The organism is Chitinilyticum piscinae (assembly GCF_015223195.1).
GTDB classification, from domain to species: domain Bacteria; phylum Pseudomonadota; class Gammaproteobacteria; order Burkholderiales; family Chitinibacteraceae; genus Chitinilyticum; species Chitinilyticum piscinae.
Genome location: NZ_JADFUA010000006.1, coordinates 133,116 through 150,646, shown reverse-complemented (window position 1 = coordinate 150,646; position 17,531 = coordinate 133,116). Strand labels below are relative to the sequence as shown.

At 63.3% G+C, this 17,531-nt stretch carries 16 protein-coding genes; 12 read left to right on the top strand and 4 right to left on the bottom strand.

Going from position 1 to position 17,531, the window contains the following annotated elements; all coding sequences use genetic code 11:
- The first annotated feature begins 83 nt into the window (after positions 1-83).
- Positions 84-707, top strand: a complete 624-nt coding sequence (locus INR99_RS11690) for a hypothetical protein (RefSeq protein ID WP_194116520.1) — start codon at positions 84-86, stop codon at positions 705-707.
- A gap of 651 nt (positions 708-1,358) precedes the next feature.
- On the opposite strand, the gene INR99_RS11685 is transcribed toward INR99_RS11690, so the two are convergent.
- Together INR99_RS11685 and INR99_RS11680 are read right to left on the bottom strand one after the other, a co-directional pair.
- On the bottom strand, positions 1,359-1,784 hold the full coding sequence (locus INR99_RS11685) for a hypothetical protein (protein ID WP_194116519.1): 426 nt from the start codon (positions 1,782-1,784) through the stop codon (positions 1,359-1,361).
- A 106-nt stretch (positions 1,785-1,890) separates the two neighbouring features.
- On the bottom strand, positions 1,891-2,442 hold the full coding sequence (locus tag INR99_RS11680; protein ID WP_194116518.1) for an NUDIX domain-containing protein: 552 nt from the start codon (positions 2,440-2,442) through the stop codon (positions 1,891-1,893).
- Between the two features lie 99 nt (positions 2,443-2,541).
- Here INR99_RS11680 and INR99_RS11675 point away from each other — a divergent pair, with 99 nt between their 5' ends.
- The 4 genes from INR99_RS11675 to INR99_RS11660 all read left to right on the top strand — a co-directional run bounded on the left by INR99_RS11675 (position 2,542) and on the right by INR99_RS11660 (position 7,541).
- Positions 2,542-5,235 carry a cation-translocating P-type ATPase gene (locus INR99_RS11675; protein ID WP_308431485.1) on the top strand — a complete coding sequence of 898 codons (2,694 nt, stop codon included), beginning with the start codon at positions 2,542-2,544 and terminating at the stop codon, positions 5,233-5,235.
- An 84-nt stretch (positions 5,236-5,319) separates the two neighbouring features.
- A complete protein-coding gene (locus INR99_RS11670) occupies positions 5,320-6,111 on the top strand; it encodes a HesA/MoeB/ThiF family protein (protein WP_194116517.1) in 792 nt (263 codons plus the stop codon).
- 1 nt (position 6,112) lies between these two features.
- Entirely contained in the window at positions 6,113-7,114 is a 1,002-nt protein-coding gene (gene gntR, locus INR99_RS11665; RefSeq protein WP_194116516.1) for a gluconate operon transcriptional repressor GntR, read from the top strand.
- 22 nt (positions 7,115-7,136) lie between these two features.
- Positions 7,137-7,541, top strand: coding sequence for a hypothetical protein (locus tag INR99_RS11660; RefSeq protein WP_194116515.1), 405 nt, complete (start codon positions 7,137-7,139; stop codon positions 7,539-7,541).
- Between the two features lie 107 nt (positions 7,542-7,648).
- On the opposite strand, the gene INR99_RS11655 is transcribed toward INR99_RS11660, so the two are convergent.
- Positions 7,649-7,978, bottom strand: a complete 330-nt coding sequence (locus INR99_RS11655; protein ID WP_194116514.1) for a YbjQ family protein — start codon at positions 7,976-7,978, stop codon at positions 7,649-7,651.
- Positions 7,979-8,294: 316 nt separating this feature from the next.
- Between INR99_RS11655 and gntK the strand changes: the two genes are divergently transcribed.
- Positions 8,295-8,834 carry a gluconokinase gene (gntK, locus tag INR99_RS11650; RefSeq protein WP_194116513.1) on the top strand — a complete coding sequence of 180 codons (540 nt, stop codon included), beginning with the start codon at positions 8,295-8,297 and terminating at the stop codon, positions 8,832-8,834.
- 2 nt (positions 8,835-8,836) lie between these two features.
- On the top strand, positions 8,837-10,174 hold the full coding sequence (gene gntU / locus INR99_RS11645) for a gluconate transporter (protein WP_194116512.1): 1,338 nt from the start codon (positions 8,837-8,839) through the stop codon (positions 10,172-10,174).
- Between the two features lie 406 nt (positions 10,175-10,580).
- On the opposite strand, the gene INR99_RS11640 is transcribed toward gntU, so the two are convergent.
- Positions 10,581-11,465 carry a helix-turn-helix domain-containing protein gene (locus INR99_RS11640; protein WP_194116511.1) on the bottom strand — a complete coding sequence of 295 codons (885 nt, stop codon included), beginning with the start codon at positions 11,463-11,465 and terminating at the stop codon, positions 10,581-10,583.
- 218 nt (positions 11,466-11,683) lie between these two features.
- Here INR99_RS11640 and INR99_RS11635 point away from each other — a divergent pair, with 218 nt between their 5' ends.
- The 5 genes from INR99_RS11635 (at position 11,684) to INR99_RS11615 (ending at position 17,483) form a co-directional block, all read left to right on the top strand.
- Positions 11,684-12,307, top strand: a complete 624-nt coding sequence (locus INR99_RS11635) for a 4'-phosphopantetheinyl transferase family protein (RefSeq protein ID WP_194116510.1) — start codon at positions 11,684-11,686, stop codon at positions 12,305-12,307.
- A 239-nt stretch (positions 12,308-12,546) separates the two neighbouring features.
- On the top strand, positions 12,547-14,385 hold the full coding sequence (locus tag INR99_RS11630) for an adenylate/guanylate cyclase domain-containing protein (RefSeq protein WP_194116509.1): 1,839 nt from the start codon (positions 12,547-12,549) through the stop codon (positions 14,383-14,385).
- A complete protein-coding gene (locus INR99_RS11625) occupies positions 14,382-15,005 on the top strand; it encodes a hypothetical protein (protein ID WP_194116508.1) in 624 nt (207 codons plus the stop codon). The genes INR99_RS11630 and INR99_RS11625 overlap by 4 nt, the downstream gene beginning before the upstream one ends.
- The gene (locus INR99_RS11620) at positions 15,002-16,684 is read left to right on the top strand and encodes an SUMF1/EgtB/PvdO family nonheme iron enzyme (RefSeq protein ID WP_194116507.1); all 1,683 of its coding nucleotides are present in this window, start codon (positions 15,002-15,004) and stop codon (positions 16,682-16,684) included. The genes INR99_RS11625 and INR99_RS11620 overlap by 4 nt, the downstream gene beginning before the upstream one ends.
- A 205-nt stretch (positions 16,685-16,889) precedes the next feature.
- Entirely contained in the window at positions 16,890-17,483 is a 594-nt protein-coding gene (locus INR99_RS11615) for a hypothetical protein (protein WP_194116506.1), read from the top strand.
- Positions 17,484-17,531: the final 48 nt, after the last annotated feature.

Genomic DNA, 17,531 nt, shown 5'->3' with positions numbered 1-17,531 from the left:
CAGAACTGCACCCTGTAGCCGCGCTCACAGCCCGTCGCAGTATCGGCGGATTACACTGCGCCCTCTGCCAGAGGAACCCCGACATGCCCCGCTTGCTGCGTACCGCCCTGCTTGCCCTGCTGCTACCGCTTGGCCCATCCATGCTGCATGCCGCAGACACTGCCAGCATGGCCGAGGTCGCGGCCAGCCTGCCCGCCGAAGAAGCCTACCCGGCCGACTACCTGCGAGCCCGCGACCTGCCCAGCCATGCCCCCGCCTTTGCCGACTATGCCGTGCCCGTGTATCGCGGCAAGCTGGCCACGCCGGACGTGCGTACGCACCCGCGCTCAAAGCTGTTTCGCACCAGTATCCGCCAGGGCGCCAAAGCCGGGCCGAATTTTGCCGGGCATTACACCCTGGTCTTCTGGGGCTGCGGCAGCAATTGCCTGGAGCTGGCGATCGTCGACGCCCAAACCGGCCAGGTGTTTCACCCGGAAAACCTGCAGGCGGTCGACAACCTCAACGTTGCGTTCGAGGATTTCGACGTTCTCCCGCCAGCGGACAGCTTCGCCATGGTGAAATACCGCCCGGACAGCCGCCTGCTGCTGGTGATCGGCGGCATCAACGAAGACGAACGCCTGCGCGGGATTTCGTATTTCGTCTGGGATGGCAAGGCGCTGCAGCGCAGCCTGTTTGTGCCCCGGCCGCTCGAATCGAGCAATGAGTAAGGCATCAATGTTGGGCTTCGCTGTGCTCAACCTGCCTACGAATCACCACCAGCCCCCAATAAGCACGCCACGCCCTGAAGCCGCCGAGAAGCGCAGTTGCGGCCAGGGTTCCGGTGCGACGAGTGTTTGAGCCCGAAGGGCGAGTTGCGGCGCGCCGCTGGACGTAACGAGCCCCCCAAGGGGATTTCCTGCGGGGCACATCGCAGGGCAGCCGCCGCAGGCGGCAGGCTGACCGGGCTCGCCTTTTCTTTGGTTCATTTCTTTTGGCGAAGCAAAAGAAATGAACCCGTCCGCCGGGCGGAACCGGCATGAAAACATCGTGCCGCAGGCACAAAAACGTCGGTTCAATTCATGCGGCGCAATGCCTACGGCGATTGCGCCCTACCGTACTGGGATTTATTGGATAAACCTGAGGGTTTGGACACCGCAAGGAGAACCCCGATAAGTATCACCAGACCACCCACCAGCAAGTGCCCAATTTCACCAGTCTGGAAAAATTGATACATCAGAACACAACCAACCAAAACGAAGGCCCCGGCAACCACTCGTCTACCCAGAAAATTAAACAGCCTCCAGAACATTTACCTCAAGCTCCATGCCATCAAAACCATCAAGCGGATATTTGGTATTTCCATCAGAACCTGCAACTATCTAAGGATACAAAACACAAGCCTCACAGACAGGATCAACAACCACAAGTTGATTATCGTAAACCCATTCAAACACCCGTTCCATTTCGCAGAAAAGCACTGAACCCACATCAACATGCAGCCACCCAATGCATCGACCGAATGACAAATCAATAAATCTGGCCGCCACCTCTTCATCAATCGAATCCACATTGATTTCATGAGTCAGGCAGTAAGCATGTAAATCGGCGATTGAGACCTCGCCCTGTTCGAGACAGAATTTTAAAATCTCAGCGTCAACGCGACCGAAACACCAATAAAGCCCATAAAACTTGATCGCCTTGCAATCAAAATCCCGAGCAAAGCCATTCTCGATTTCCTTCCCAAAACATTCTGGTGCTTGAACACCAGGTCTGGACCAGATCTCCAGCTCAAGAATTGATTCCATTCCAGCTCCGATGCCAATTATTATTTCAGCAGGCATTAAGTTGGGCTGAACAGCGCGAAGCCCAACATTATTACAACGCCAGACTTCGTCCCTCACCCCAGCCCGCTCAGCGCCCCGCCAACTTCTGCTGCAGCCAGAAAATCCCGCTGATGGTCTTGCCATCGGTAATGCGGCCATCGAGCACGGCGGCAGTCAGTTCGTCCAGCGTCATGGCAATGCATTCGACAAATTCGCCCTCGTCAAGCTGCGCCTCGCCCGCCTTCAGGCCCTGCGCGAGGAAGACGTGGATTTCCTCATTGGTGTAGCTGATCAGCGGGTGGATCACGCCCAGGTAGTCCCACGATTCGGCGGTGTAGCCGGTTTCTTCCAGCAGCTCGCGCTGGCCGCAGGCCAGCGGGCCTTCGTTTTCGTCCAGTTTTCCGGCGGGGAATTCGATGAACACGCGGTGCAGCGGGTAGCGGTATTGCCGCTCCATCAGGATGCGGCCGTCAGGCAGAACGGGCAGGATCATCACCGCGCCGGGGTGAACGACATATTCGCGTGTTGCGAGCGAGTCATCGGGCAGGCGCACGGTGTCGCGGTTGATGTGCAGCAGATTGCCGTCAAACACGCGAACGGATTCGATGGGATGTTCGGCGAGATGCAGGTCTTCGGTCATGGTGTGTAATCGGTAAGCAGACAGACAGCCAGTCTACCTCTTGTCCGTGCCGCATGGGGATTGCGCCGTGCCATGCAGCCACTGCCGGATACAGTGGAAGTGTCCCTAGCCACCGCGATCCGCTGCATGCACGTTTCCCATCTTGCCGATGCCGAGGCGCTGGCCGGCCTTGGCAGCACCGCCACAGGTCTGGATAGCACCACGGCCGCGCTGCGGCTGGCCGAATATGGACCGAACCGGGTCGAAGACATGGCCAGCGCACCGCTGTGGCAGCGGCTGCTGCAGGAATTCGGCCATTTTTTTGCGCTGATCCTGTGGCTGGCGGCCGCGCTGGCCTTCTTCGCGGAATGGCGGGTCCCCGGCGAGGGCATGTGGCAGCTTGGCGTGGCGATTGTGCTGGTCATCCTCATCAACGGTGCGTTTTCCTTCTGGCAGGAATACCGGGCCGAGCAGGCGCTGGCCGCCCTGCGCCAGCTGCTGCCCCTGCAGGTCAAGGTGCTGCGTGATGGCGTGCTGCGCACACTGCCTGCCGAAGCACTCGTGCCGGGCGACCTGATCGAGCTGGAAGAAGGCGATCAGGTGCCCGCTGACTGCCGGCTGATCGAGGCCCGCGGTGTACGGGTGAATCTCTCCACGCTGACCGGCGAGGCGCAGGCACAAAGCCGCAATGCCGGCAGCGACCAGCCCGGCCATGTGCTGGATGCCAGCAATCTGCTGTTTGCGGGCACGGCGCTGGTCGCCGGAGCATGCCGCGCCATCGTGTTTGCGACCGGCATGCGCACCGAATTCGGCCGGATCGCACATCTGACCCAGACCGCGGGCGAAACCGGCTCGCCACTGCAGCGCGAAATCGGCCGGCTATCCAGGCTGGTGGCGCTGTTCGCGCTGACGCTGGGCACGGTGTTCTTTGGCATCGGCATGCTGCTGGGCCTGCCCTTCTGGAGCAATCTGATGTTTGCCATCGGCATCATTGTGGCAAACGTGCCCGAGGGGCTGCTGCCCACCGTGACCTTGTCGCTGGCGATGGCCACGCAGCGCATGGCCAGGCGCAATGCACTGGTGCGCCACCTGCCGGCGGTGGAAACACTGGGGTCAACCACTGTCATCTGCAGCGACAAGACCGGCACACTCACGCAAAACCGCATGCAGGTGCGGCAGATTTTTGCCGGTGGCCGGCTGCTGGCCGCCACGGAAGCGGGCGCCGCCGGTTTGCTGCGGCTCTATACCGGCGCGCACTACGGCCATCAGCTCAAGCTGGTGGTGCAGGAAGGCCAGCCACGCTGGCTGGGCGAACCGATGGAGATCGCGCTGCTGGAATTTTCTGCCGCTGCGCCGATTCCTTCGGCGCAGGTGCTTGATGAAATCCCTTTTACCGGCGAACGCCGGCGCATGTCGGTGATTGTGAGCCATGACGCGGCCGACTGGCTGTACTGCAAGGGCGCGCCGGAAAGCGTGCTGCCGCTGTGCGCGACCTGGGAATCAAGTGCAGGCTTGCAGCAACTGGATACGGCGACGCGTCAGCAGATCACCGCCGCACAGGAGGCCATGGCCGCACAGGGGCTGCGCGTGCTGGCCTTTGCCTGGCGGCGGGTGGACGACGCGGCAGACCGGGAAGAATGCAATCTGGTGTTTTCCGGCCTGATCGGCCTGGCCGACCCACCGCGCCCGGAAGTGCCCGCCGCGATAGCCCGCTGCCATAGCGCGGGGATCCGCGTCATCATGGTCACCGGCGACCACCCGCGCACGGCCACCGCCATCGCGCGCGAAATCGGGCTGATCCGCGGCGAGGCGCCTGTGGTGATTCTCGGTGATGCGTTGCGGCTGATGACACCCGCACAGCTGCAGATTGCGCTGGATGCCCCGGAAATCCTGTTTGCCCGCATCAGTGCGGAACAGAAAATGCTGGTGGTCGAGGCGCTCAAGCGCAAGGGCGAGATCGTGGCCGTCACCGGGGATGGCGTGAACGATGCGCCCGCACTGAAGGCGGCCCACATCGGCATCGCCATGGGGCAAAGCGGCACCGATGTGGCCAAGAGCGCGGCCGATCTGATCCTGCTGGACGACAATTTCGCCAGCATCGTCAATGCCGTCGAGGAAGGTCGCGCGGTGTTCGAGAACATCCGCAAATTCCTCACCTACATCCTCACCTCCAACATCCCCGAGCTGCTGCCCTATCTGGGCTTTGTGCTGCTGGATATTCCCTTGCCGCTGACCATCATCCAGATCCTTGCCGTTGATCTGGGCACGGACATGCTGCCGGCCCTGGCGCTGGGGGCGGAAAGGCCACAGCACGCGCTGATGCGCCAGCCCCCGCGGGCGCGCGACGAGCGCCTGCTATCCTGGCCACTGCTCGCGCGCGCCTACCTGTGGCTGGGGCCGCTGCAGGCGGCGGCCTCGCTGGCCGTGTTCTTCACGGTTCTCAGTGTCTCGGGCTGGCATTATGGCGACGCACTGGGCCGGCTTGAGCCGCTGTACCTGCAAGCCACCAGCGCCTGCTTTGCCGCCATCGTGATCGCGCAAATGGTCAATGTGTTTCTGTGCCGCCATCCGCAACAACCGGTCTGGCATTTCAGCCTGGGCAGCAATCCGCTGCTGCTGGCCGGCCTGCTCTTCGAGCTGGGGCTGCTGCTGGCGATCATCTACCTGCCCATCGGGCAGGCACTGTTTGCCACCGCACCGTTTGCCGCTGGATTCTGGCTGATGATGCTGGCGCTGGCGCTCTTGATCGGGGCTCTGGAAGAAGCGCGCAAAGCCTGGCTGCGACATCGGTCAGCACTGCGCCACCACCCTTGACCCAGCGCAGCAGACTTGCACCCCGGTCGGCTGGCGTGCCGCTTTTCTGCAATAATGCCCTGCCTGTTTTCGGTTCACGCCATCATGACATTCTGCTCCACCCGTTCTGCCACGATCGATCTCGATGACGACAGCCTGCTGCGCTACAGCCGGCACATCCTGCTCGACGAGCTGGGGGTGGAAGGACAGGAACGCATCTGCGCCGGCCATGCACTGATCATTGGCGCCGGTGGACTGGGCTCGCCGGCGAGCCTCTATCTGGCCAGCGCCGGCGTCGGCACGCTGACGATTGTCGACGATGACCACGTCGATCTGACCAATCTGCAACGCCAGATCGTGCACACCGAAGATCGTGTCGGGGTGAACAAAGCCGAATCGGCCAAGGCAACGCTCGCGGCACTCAATCCGCACATCACCATCAATGCCATCGGCACACGCGCCACAGCTGCGGAACTGGCCGGGCTGGTTGCCAGTGCCGACGTGGTGCTCGACTGCTGCGACAATTTCGCCACGCGCCACGCAGTGAACCGCGCCTGCGTGGCAGCCAAAGTGCCGCTGGTGTCCGGCGCAGCGGTGCGCTTTGACGGGCAGCTGACCGTGTTCGACCCGCGCCAGGACGATGCACCCTGCTACCACTGCCTGTTCGGCGAGGACGGCGAAGCCAGCGACAGCCCGTGTGCGACCTTCGGCGTATTCGCCCCACTGGTGGGCATCATCGGCGCGGCGCAGGCCGCCGAGGCACTGAAGATTCTGTCCGGCTGCGGCACCCCGCTGCTAGGCCGGCTGCAGCTGCTGGAAGCCCGCGAGATGCGCTGGCGCGAAATGAAGTACAAGCGCGACCCGGCCTGCCCGGTGTGCGGTAGCCGGCACGGCTGAGATGAGCGACAAACCGCGCCGCCCGACCTTGCAGGATGTGGCCGACCGTGTCGGCACGTCGAAAATGACCATCAGCCGCTACCTGCGCGATCCGCAGCAGGTGGCCGAGGCGACGCGCGCGCAAATTGCCGGTGTGATGGCCGAGCTGGGCTACATTCCCAGCCGCGTGCCGGACATGCTGGCCAACGCCAAGAGCCGTGCCATCGGCGTGCTGCTGCCATCAATTTCCAACCAGGTGTTTGCCAGCGTGGTGCACGGCATCGAGCGCATCACGCAGCCGGCGGGCTACCAGTGCCTCTACGCACACTACGGCTATTCGGCGCAGCGGGAAGAAGACCAGATCCGCCAGCTGCTGTCGTTTCACATCGACGGACTGATCCTGTGCGAAACCGTGCACACCGATGCCACGCTGCGCATGCTCGAAGTCGCGGCAATTCCAGTGGTGGAAGTGATGGAGCTGCCCGCGCAGCCGATTGATCAGGCCGTGGGGCTGGATCACACTGCCGCCGCCCGCGCGATGGTCGAGGCCATGCTGGCGCGCGGCAAGCGGCACATTGCCTATCTGGCCGCACGGCTGGATCGCCGCACGCAGCTGCGCGAGGCAGGCTATCGCGCCGCGATGCTTGCTGCCGGGCTGACGCCCTGTGTGGTGGCCAGCGAGGCGTCGTCGAGCTTTTCGCTCGGCAGCGAACTGCTGCGTCAGGCGCGGGTAGAGCACCCGCAGCTCGATGGCGTGTTCTGCACCAACGACGACATCGCCGCCGGCGCCCTGCTCGCCGCGCAGGCCATGGGACTGACTGTGCCGGATGACCTGGCCGTCGCCGGCTGCAATGCGCTCGACATCGGCCGCGCGCTGGCCCCGCCACTGGCCAGCATCGTCACCCCACGCGAAGCCATCGGCGAACTGGCCGCGCAGCGCCTGCTGGCACGCATCAACGGGGAGCGCTTCAACAGCACCGTCATCGACGCGGGCTTTACGCTGTTTGCCGGCGGCAGCATCTGAAATCATCCGAGGAAGTGCACCAATGTCCTGGGCCATAAGCGCGGCAATTCTGTCCGGCAAGCTGGATTGGCCACTGGCCCCCGGCAGTTATCCCTATGAAGGCGGCTGGCAGGATCAATACGATCTGCCGGCATGGCTGAGACAAACCCGCCGTAGCGAAACACAGGATGACTTTCAGACCAATCTCGGCAGCTGGCAGCATTTCCGGGACTGGCTACTGCAGACCTTGCCCCCGCAAGCGGTATCGCAGCAAGGCTGGGCACTGCTGCTGTTTGCCGGGCAGATGGCGCAGGCATCTCTGGCCATGCTGAATCAGGCCGGTGGCCATGGCGATGCAGCGCTGCTGTCCTTCACCCGCCAGCTGCTGGAAGAGCTCAATGCGGATGAAACCGGAGTACTGCGCCTGTACGAATGGGGTAAATTCTAGACACGCGGGCATGCTGCCTGCGCACGAATTGAACTGAACCAGCCCCCCTTCGCCATCCTTGCCGAACGTGACAGGCTCTACGTTCTGCTGTTCGTACAGTTCGCTAATTACTCGCGTTCGACAATCACCGCAGTGCCATAGCACAGCACTTCGGTGAGCCCGGCCATCAACTCGGTCGCGTCGTAGCGCACACTGATAATGGCATTCGCTCCCATGCTGTCTGCGTGGCGGCACATCAGGCGGTAGGTTTCCTCACGTGCCTGCTCGCACAGCTCGGTATAGATGGTGATGTTGCCGCCGAACAGGGTTTGCAGCCCCCCGATAAAATTGCCGACAATCGAGCGTGAGCGCACGGTAATCCCGCGAACCATTCCCAGATTGCGCACTACACGATATCCGGGGAGAGTCAGTGCTGTGGTGATCATGTCCTGCTGCATCGCATTTTCCTTAAATTGATTGACAGTGATCGCTGCCCGCAAAACTCAAGGCATGGCTTCCACTTTAGCAGGCTCGCATAATTGCCAGCATCACTTATCGACACGCTCCTGTGCGCTTCTGAACCGCACAGAGTACGTAAGCCGCTCCACCATAACTACGCGATTTCCCGTACACAACCCTCTGCAAGCCTCGAAAAACCGTGGTGACGGTGATTTTCACCCGTAACTGCTCTTGCGTAACTCCGTAATTCGCCGCATGATGTTACCCGTAACAAGTTACCGGTAACAAGCCAACCAGAAACCCGGAGTCGATACCATGAGCACACCACAAACCCACAAGGTTTATGTCCTGATGGGCGTTTCCGGCAGCGGCAAATCCGCTGTCGCCAGCGCCATTGCCTGCCACACCGAATGCGCCTTTCTCGATGGCGATTTTCTGCACCCGCGCGCCAACATCCAGAAAATGGCCAGCGGCACGCCGCTTGACGACGACGACCGCGCGCCGTGGCTGGCAGCACTGAATGACGCCGCCTTTGCCATGCAGCGCACCAATGCCGTCTCGGTCATCGTCTGTTCGGCGCTGAAAAGGCGCTATCGCGACCGCCTGCGCGAAGGCAATCCGGGATTGTCCTTCATCTATCTGCGCGGCGATTTCGCGACCATTGAAGCACGACTGGCGGCGCGCCAGGGACATTTCCAGAAAGCGGGCATGCTGACCTCGCAATTTGCGGCACTGGAAGAACCGCAGCCGGATGAAGCTGGTGTGTTCGTGGTGGACATCAACCAGCCGCTCGAGGGCGTCATTGCGGATACCCTCTCCCATATCCGGTCACAAGCCAGCGATCAAGGAGCATAGCCATGGATACCCTTACTCTTGTCGTGACTGCACTGGGCTCGGTGCTGCTGCTGCTGTTTCTGGTGATGAAGGCGCGCATGCATGCCTTTCTGGCGCTGATGCTGGTGTCGATCGGCGCCGGCGTATTTTCCGGCATGCCGCTGGAAAAAATCGCCGACACCATGCAGAAAGGCATGGGTGGCACGCTGGGCTTTCTGGCGATTGTGGTGGCGCTGGGGGCCATGTTCGGCAAGGTGCTGCATGAAACCGGCGCACTGGACCAGATCGCGGTGAAGCTGCTGAATCGCTTCGGCGAACACCGCGCGCATTACGCGCTGGGCATTGCCGGGCTGGTCTGTGCGCTGCCGCTGTTCTTCGATGTGGCCGTGGTACTGCTGATCGGCGTGGTATTTGCCGTGGCACGCCGTACCGGCGGCAATGTGGTCAGACTGGCAATTCCCCTGTTTGCCGGTGTGGCCGGTGCTGCAGCCTTCCTGCTGCCCGGGCCGACACCGATGCTGCTGGCTTCACAGATGGGCGCCGATTTTGGCTGGATGATCGCCATCGGCCTGGCGGCCGCCATCCCGGGCATGCTGCTGGCCGGCCCGCTGTACGGCAACTTCATCAGCAAGCACGTCACGCTGAAGCTGCCCGAGGACGTGAGCGAACCGAGCCTGGGCCAGAACCAGATGCCGTCGTTCGGCTTCTCGCTGGCACTGGTGCTGTTCCCGCTGCTGCTGGTCGGCCTGAAAACCATCGCGGCACGCTTTGTCGAAGCGGATACCACGCTGTATCACTGGCTGCAGTTCATCGGCCACCCCTTCACCGCGATTCTGGCGGCGTGTCTGGTGGCGATCTACGGGCTGGCGATCCGCCGCGGCATGAGCAGCGACAAGGTGATGGCCGTGTGCAGTGCCGCGCTGCAACCGGCGGGCATCATCCTGCTGGTGACTGGTGCCGGCGGTGTGTTCAAGCAGGTGCTGGTCGATTCCGGCGTTGGCCCGGCACTGGGCAACGCGCTGATCGGCGCCGGCCTGCCGATTGCGCTGGCGTGCTTCGTCCTGGCGGCGGCGGTGCGCGTGATCCAGGGCTCGGCCACCGTCGCCTGCCTGACGACCGTCGGGCTGGTGCTGCCGGTGGTGGAAACACTGGGCTTCTCCGGTGCCCAGCTCGCCGCCTTGTCGGTCTGCATTGCCGGCGGCTCGATCGTACTGAGCCACGTCAACGACTCGGGCTTCTGGCTGTTCGGCAAATTCACCGGGGCCACCGAGTTGCAGACGCTGAAAACCTGGTCGGTGATGGAAACGATCCTTGGCACCACCGGCGCGGCGGTCGGGATGGCCGCGTTTACAATGGTCTGATCATCCATCCCGGGTATGCACCTACCGGCCCGATCAATAAATGGCTACATCGCCATACCCGCCAGGGAATACGGAGTCCGGAAACAACAACAGCAGCCCGCGGGCTGCTGTTGTTGTCTTGCTGCGCGGCTGTCCGTTCAGAAATACTCCAGAACATACCAGGCAATGGCGCAAAGGAGCGTCAGCCCGATCAGCATGCAGAGGTTGCGAAGAAAACTAATCCATCTTTCCATAATCAGAGCTGGAATTGTTTGTTATTGTGCGCACTTGGTTTTGGTATGGCTCTCTCGCCTGCCGCCTGCATCCATCCTGATCGAGTCCGGAGCGCGCACGGGCCTGAGCCGCTTTTATGTGGCCGGAATACTACAAGCGCAAGCCGTGACGGACTTGACGAAAAACGCGATGTTCAGGTGAGGCGAACCGGCAGTCGCAGCTCGCCTTCGATTCCTGCCGCGGTCTGGCGATAGACATTGAGGTGCGGCCGGCGGCCATCCAGCGTCCAGCGGTGCTGCCGCTCCAGCCAGTCTCCGTACAGCCAGCCCCATTGCGCTCCATTCCCCTGATAGCGCAGGCACAGGTAAAAGCCACCGGGAAGGACATCATCAAACCAGCCCGCCGGGGCCGGTGTCTGGGCGAGCACGGCCCAGTCATACAGCCAGTGCTCGCCGGTAATGAAAGCCGGATCCTCGCGCAGGATCGCACAGCAGAATGGCGCCCGGCGCGGAGTGTCCAGTTCGGCGGCACACTGTTCTCGGAACGCTTCGGCACGGCTGCCCCAGATGCCGAAACCGCGCGCCAGCCACACCGGGTGCGCGCGGCAGTAACGGACAAGGGCTTGGCGGAGCACATCGGGTTTGCGGGCCGCCGCCGCCAGTGCCGCCTCACGCTGCTGACCGGCCGGATCCCGGGCGTGCAGGCTCTGCCACTGCGGGCAGACCACCTCGTCGTGATGCGCTCGCCAGGCCCCCTCCCGCCAGTCACGCGGGGCGTACCCGAAAGCCTGGCGGAAATTGCGCGAGAACACGCTATCCGAGGCAAAGCCGCTTTCGTGCGCCAGCTGCAGCATGCTGGTGTGCTCGTGACGCACCCGCAGTGCAGCCTGCTGCAGTCGCCGCTGACGCAGATAATCCATCGGCGTCAGCCCGGTCAGCTCGGCAAAGACTTTTTCGAAATGGTGGCGCGAATAGCAGGCGCGCTCGGCCAGTTCATCCAGCCGCCAGGCATGCGACAGCTGCGTCTCGACCAGACGGGCAACAGCGAGCAGGCGTTGGGAACGGGGAGCGGTATCCAAATGGCAACACCGGCACAAAGGGCCGGCCAGATCAGCAAGGCGCGCGATGGTAACAAAGTCTGTGGCACCCGCGTATTCGGGCTTACAGACGGTTTCGCTGGCGCAATGGCGCTCAAACGATGTGATCCGGCACGATTTATATTACTGTTGCTGTCTTGCTCTCAACGCACCTTCGCCCCACCCCGATGCCTGCAGCCAGCCCATCCCCCTGCCCTGTCATGCTGTACTGGTTGCAAAGCCGCCCCGACTGGCCGCTGCCACCCGATCTGATGCTGCAACTCAGCGATTCGACCCGCGCACGGCTGGCCGGCTTGCGTCCGGAGCGCGGCCTGCAGCTGCTGCTGGGGCGACTGTTGCTGCTGCATGCGGCACGGCAACAACTTGATCCGGCGCTGCAGCTGGCCGATCTGACCGAACATCCCGACGGCTACCCCTGGCTGCCTGCCTACCCGGAATGCCGGGGCAGTATCAGCCATACGGGTGAGCTTCTGGCAGTCGTCTTCAACCCGGCCGGGCGCTGCGGGCTGGATATCGAAATCGGGCGCCCGCGCCAGTTTGCCCGGCTGGCCGAAAAATTCTGCCCCGAGGACGCACGCTGGCTGGCCGCCGGTGGCGAGGCCACCGCCAGCGAGCGCTTTTACCAGCTATGGACCTTGCGTGAGGCGGCCTACAAGGGCGGCTGGCGCGAACACGTTGTCGGCGAGCCGCCGGCACGCTGCGGCACGGGCGGCCCGCTGCCGGGATGGGACAGCGTACTGCTCACGGATGAGGTACGCGCCACCGTGGTCTGGCCTACTACCTGCCGCATCGAGCCAGTCAGGCTGGATGCGGCAGGACTCTAAGCCCCAAAATATGCCACAGCCTATACACCCAGAAGCAATATATATCAACACATAGACGGATATACCCATACAAGTCAGCGTACAACAGTCTCGTGCTCCCTGCCTGCGCACACGGTCGCTGTGTGATCGGCACCACCGCGTGCACGAACAATCGGGCAAGGCTAAAGACATCCCGATGAAAGCAGGCTACAGTCAGCGCTCGTTCCGACTACCTGCCCTGCCTGACGCCCTTTCACGCCATGTCTGCCATCACTCCGCTGCCACTGGCGCGCCTGCTGCGCGTGCTGATCGTGCTGCTTGCCGTACTGGCCGGCATGCTGGTCAGCCGTTTCCCCGAGCTGGATGATATCTGGCAGGACCGCTTCATCCGGCATGCTGCATCAGCCCGCACCGCCAGTGACGTGGTGATTGTCGCCGTCGACGATGCGACGCTGGCGCGTTACCCCGATACACCGCTGGCATTCTGGTCGCCGCTGTTTGCCCGCGCCGGCCAGGCGGCACTGCAGGCCGGTGCCCGCGTGGTGGCGCTGGATTTCATGCTGAACATTTCCGCCGAGGAGTGGCTGGCAACCCAGAACAGCCCCGCCGCGCGCAACTACGATCAGCCGCTGCGCGAACTGATCGCCTCGGGCAAGCTGATGCTGCCCGCACTGCAACAGGCCGACCAGCTGCAGCTGCCTGCGCCAGCCTACAGCATCGCGGTGCCCGATTTCGACCTCACCCGCAGCGTCGGCCGCGTCGATATGCCGCCCGATGCCGATGGCGTCATCCGCCACCTGCGCACCCGCTGGCAGGGCGGCGATCCCGAATCACCGCGGCTTGCCATGCCCCTGCTGCTGGCGCGCCACCTGCAACCCGAGCTCAATCCGCCCGAGACGCTGCGCATTGCCTGGTCTGGCCCGCCCGGCAGCCTGCCGCGCCTGCCTATGCATCAGCTGCTGGCCAGCGATGCAGCAAGCAATCCGGCCGTGCGCCAGCTGGCCGGCAAGATTGTCATCATCGGCGGCGCCTATACCGGTCTGCAGGACTGGCATCTGACCCCCTACGGCGACGGTAGCGTGGCCGGTTTCATGAGCGGCCCGGAGCTGCTGGGACAAACCACGCAAATGCTGCTGGATCAGCGCAGCCTGCAACCGCTGTCACCGTCCGGGCTGGCGGGCTACCTGCTGCTGCAGGCCATGCTGCTGGTATTGTTCCTGCCGCGCCTGCCCACCCGCTGGGTGCTGTGCGCTTGCGCCATGCTGCTGGCCTCGCTGGTGCTGGCCGGTCTGCTGGCCAGTCGTGCCGACCTGATTTTCCCGGTATTGCCCGCACAGGCCGGCGTGCTGGTCTGCCTGCTGGGCGTGCTGGGGCTGCACCTGAATCTGGCCAATTCGCGCCAGCGCCGTGCAACCGAGCTATTCGGCAGGTATGTCTCGCCAGCCATCGTCAATCAACTGGTACACAGCAATACCCCGCTGGAGCTGGGAGGCGAACGCGTCGAGGCCACGGTGATGTTCTGCGATTTGCGCGATTTCACCCGCATGGCCGAGCAATTACCGCCCGAAGACGTCGTCGAGCTGCTCAATGGCTGGTTCGAACGCGCCACTGCTGTCGTGCTCGACGCCGGCGGCACGGTCGACAAGCTGATCGGGGATGCACTGATGGCCGAATTCGGCGCACCGGTACACCACCCCGACCATGCCCGCCGCGCCATCAGCGCCGCACTGCAATTGCAGGATGCTGCGCAGGACTATGCCCGCACGGTACGCCTGCGCTTTGCCGACGGGGATCTGCCTGCCTTTCGCGTCGGTATCGGGCTGCACAGCGGGCCGCTGGTGATCGGCCACATCGGCTCGAAGCGCAAGACCGACTACACCGCGATTGGCGATACGGTCAACGTCGCCGCACGGCTCGAAGCCATGAGTCGTGAACACGACAGTGGCATTGTCGCCAGCGAAGCCTGCGTCAGCCAGATCGCCGGCCTGCATCTGGGCCGCTGCAGCGAGCTGTCGCTGAAAGGCCGCAGCCAGCCCATCCGCGCCTATGCCGTGCTTGGCTGGCAATCCGCATCCCACCCGGAGGTCTCCCAGCCATGATCCGCGCCCTGTTTACCCTGCTGTTGTCGTGGTCAGTCGGTGCACTGGCCGCGCCACACATCGTGGCACTGCAAAGCGCGCGTACCGAGCTGCTGATCGATGCCAATCGTCGTGAAGCACTCAAGCCCTACAGCCGGCTCACCAGCGGCGACACGCTGGATATCGCCAGCGGCGGCAGCATGCAGATTGTGTGGATCGACGACGGCCATCAGGAACACTGGCAAGGTCCGGCACGCCTCACGCTGGGCGAAAACCGCGCCAGCGAAGCCAGCGGGCGCCAGCCAGCCAGCATCCGCACGCTGCCCCCCGCGATGCGCGCCGCGCTCGCACAGACCCGCAGTGATCTGCGCCAGATCCGCCAGCTCGGTGCGGTCAGCAATGTGCGCAGCAGCAAGCTGCCCGAATCCACGCTGGCGCTTTATCGTGACTGGCGCCGCGAGGCAGCCGCCAGCGACACAGGCCCCGAGCTCTACCTGTTGCACGAACAGCTGCGCCTGAACGACTGGGCGGGGCTTGGCGATACGCTGCGCCGGCTGCAGGCACTTGATCCGACCAACTCCGAACTGCAGGCCGCCAGCGCTGCGCTGGCGGCAGCACTTGCCGAGGCACCCACACCATGAGAACCCTGCTCACCCTCCTGCTTTGCACCCTGCTGCTGCCCGTGGCGCATGCGGGCAAACGGGTCGCACTGCTGATCGGCAATAGCCAGTACGCGCAGGAAGCCGCGCTGAAAAACCCCGGCAACGACGCGCGCTTGCTGGCCAGCGTGCTGCGTAACGAGCAGAAATTCGACACGGTGATCGTGCGCGAAAACCTCGGCCGGCGCGAACTCGTCCAGCAATTGCAGGAACTCGCCGCGCTGGCGAAAGATGCCGACACCGTGCTGGTCTATTACAGCGGTCACGGCATGCAGAACGCACAGAAGCGCAACTACCTGCTGCCGGTGGATGCGGCAGTCAATGCACAGGCCAGCGTCGAGAGCGAAGGCGTTCCCGCTGATCTGCTGCTGGAAACGCTGGAAAGCGCCAATGCCAAGCTCAATATCGTGATTCTGGATGCCTGCCGCAACAACCCGCTGGCCGCCAAAGCGCGTTCCGGCAACAAGGGGCTGGCGCGCATGGAAAGCGAGCGCAGCGGCTTCCTGATTGCCTACTCGACGCGGGACGGACAGGTAGCGCTCGACGGTGACGGCCAGAATAGTCCCTACGCCAGCGCGCTCGCCCAATGGCTCGGGCGCAAGGATCTGCCGGTACGCAGCCAGTTCGACGAAGTATTCGAAAGCGTGAAGCAGGCCACCGGCGGCAAGCAGTTGCCGGTGCAATACGGTGACATCACCGGCAAGGTCTACCTCGACCCGAACCGCAGCGGCCAGGCAACCACCCAGCTCGCCAGCACCAAGCCCGCCAGCGCACTTACCCGCAGCACCATGAAGTTGCCCGCCTATGCACCGGGCAAGGAATTCCAGGAGTGCGAAGACTGCCCCGCCATGGTCTGGCTACCCCAGGGCAGCGGCATCATGGGCAGCCAGCCCGGAACCGATATCCGCAGCGAAGAACAGCCACAACACGCGATCCGCATTGCCTACCCGCTGGCAATGGGGCGCAGCGAAGTGACACGCGGTCAATGGGCGGCCTTCGTCGAGGAAACCGGCTACGACGCCCCGCTGGGTTGCTGGGTTTTCAACGGGCGCGAGCCGCAGAAACAACCCGACAAATCCTGGCGCAACCCCGGCTTTGCGCAGAGCGAGAACGACCCGGTGGTCTGCGTGAATTATGAAGATGCCGAGCGCTACCTGGCCTGGCTCAGCCGCAAGACCGGCGGCAAATACCGCCTGCCCAGCGAAACGGAATGGGAATACGCCGCCCGCGCCGGCAGCAAGACCAGCCGACCCTGGGGCGACAGCCCGGACGAATCCTGCCGCTACGCCAACGGACTGGACCAGAGCAGCATCGGCAAGCTCGCCGGCACCGCCGCCGAGTCCCGTCCGGCCTGCACGGACAAGGCGATCTACACCAACGCCATCGCCAGCTACCAGCCCAATGCCTTCGGCCTGTACGACCTGATCGGCAACGTCAGCGAATGGACGGCGGATTGCTGGTTTGCCGACTATGACAAAGCCCCGAGCGACGGCAGCGCACGCAGCGAAGGATGGGGCTGCGATGCCGCCAGCCTGCGCGGTGGCGACTGGCTGACCAGCAGCACCGAATTGCGCACGGCAGTACGCGACCAGCGCCTGCGAACCTACCGCGGCCAGTATTTCGGCTTCCGGGTGGTGCGGGAAATGGCAGAGACGAAGTAACAATGCCCTTACATACACTACTGGATATAAGCACCAGCACCCCATCAATCAAAGCGGCCAGGCACATACACTTGCACGTGATTTCTCTGCATCGCTTTCGGTTCCCCGCTACCGAACCCTCTCCCCTTCCGGAGCGCAAATCTGCGCCGTATCGGAGTTGCTGATGCGTGGTATGGATATGAGCAAAAACCGCCGCAGAACGCCCATGCGCAGGACACGCTTTGCCATGCCTTTTCGCCATGCACAATGCAAGCTGGCAGCCCTGCTCACCGTGCTGGCGCTGCTGGGGCATGCGCAGGCCGCGGAATCTCCTGCCTATCGCATCAGCTATTCCAGCCTGGCCGAGCGCAGCTGTACCCAAGCGGTAACGAAGCTGGGCAAATACGGCAGCGAGGATGCGTTCCGCTGCCCGGGGCACCGCGACTTCGGTGTCGCCATTGCCGTGAATGATGCCTATAGCTGGCCACTCCTCTACCGGAGCAGCAGCAGACAGCTCTGGGATCTGCAGCAACTGGCGCTGGCAGCACTGCCGGAGGGCAGCAGCTTTCCCGCCGTGCCCGCGAATGCCCGTCTGGAATGGCTCGATTTTGCCGATGGCCGGCTCGGGATCATTTTTCGCATTGAAGGCTTTCAGGCCGAGCGCGGCAATACGGTTTCCCGGCTGCTGGCCCTGGAATATGCCAGGGGTGAGCTTTCCTACTGCGGCAGCGCAGTCAGCAATGAGATGGCACGCCAGCGTCTGCAGCAAGGCAGCAACTGCTCCCGGCAGATTGCTTCCGAGCTGCTGTCGACGCAGTAAACGCCTGCGAGTGCGCACTCCCGATGCATTGCTCCGATACCTACCATT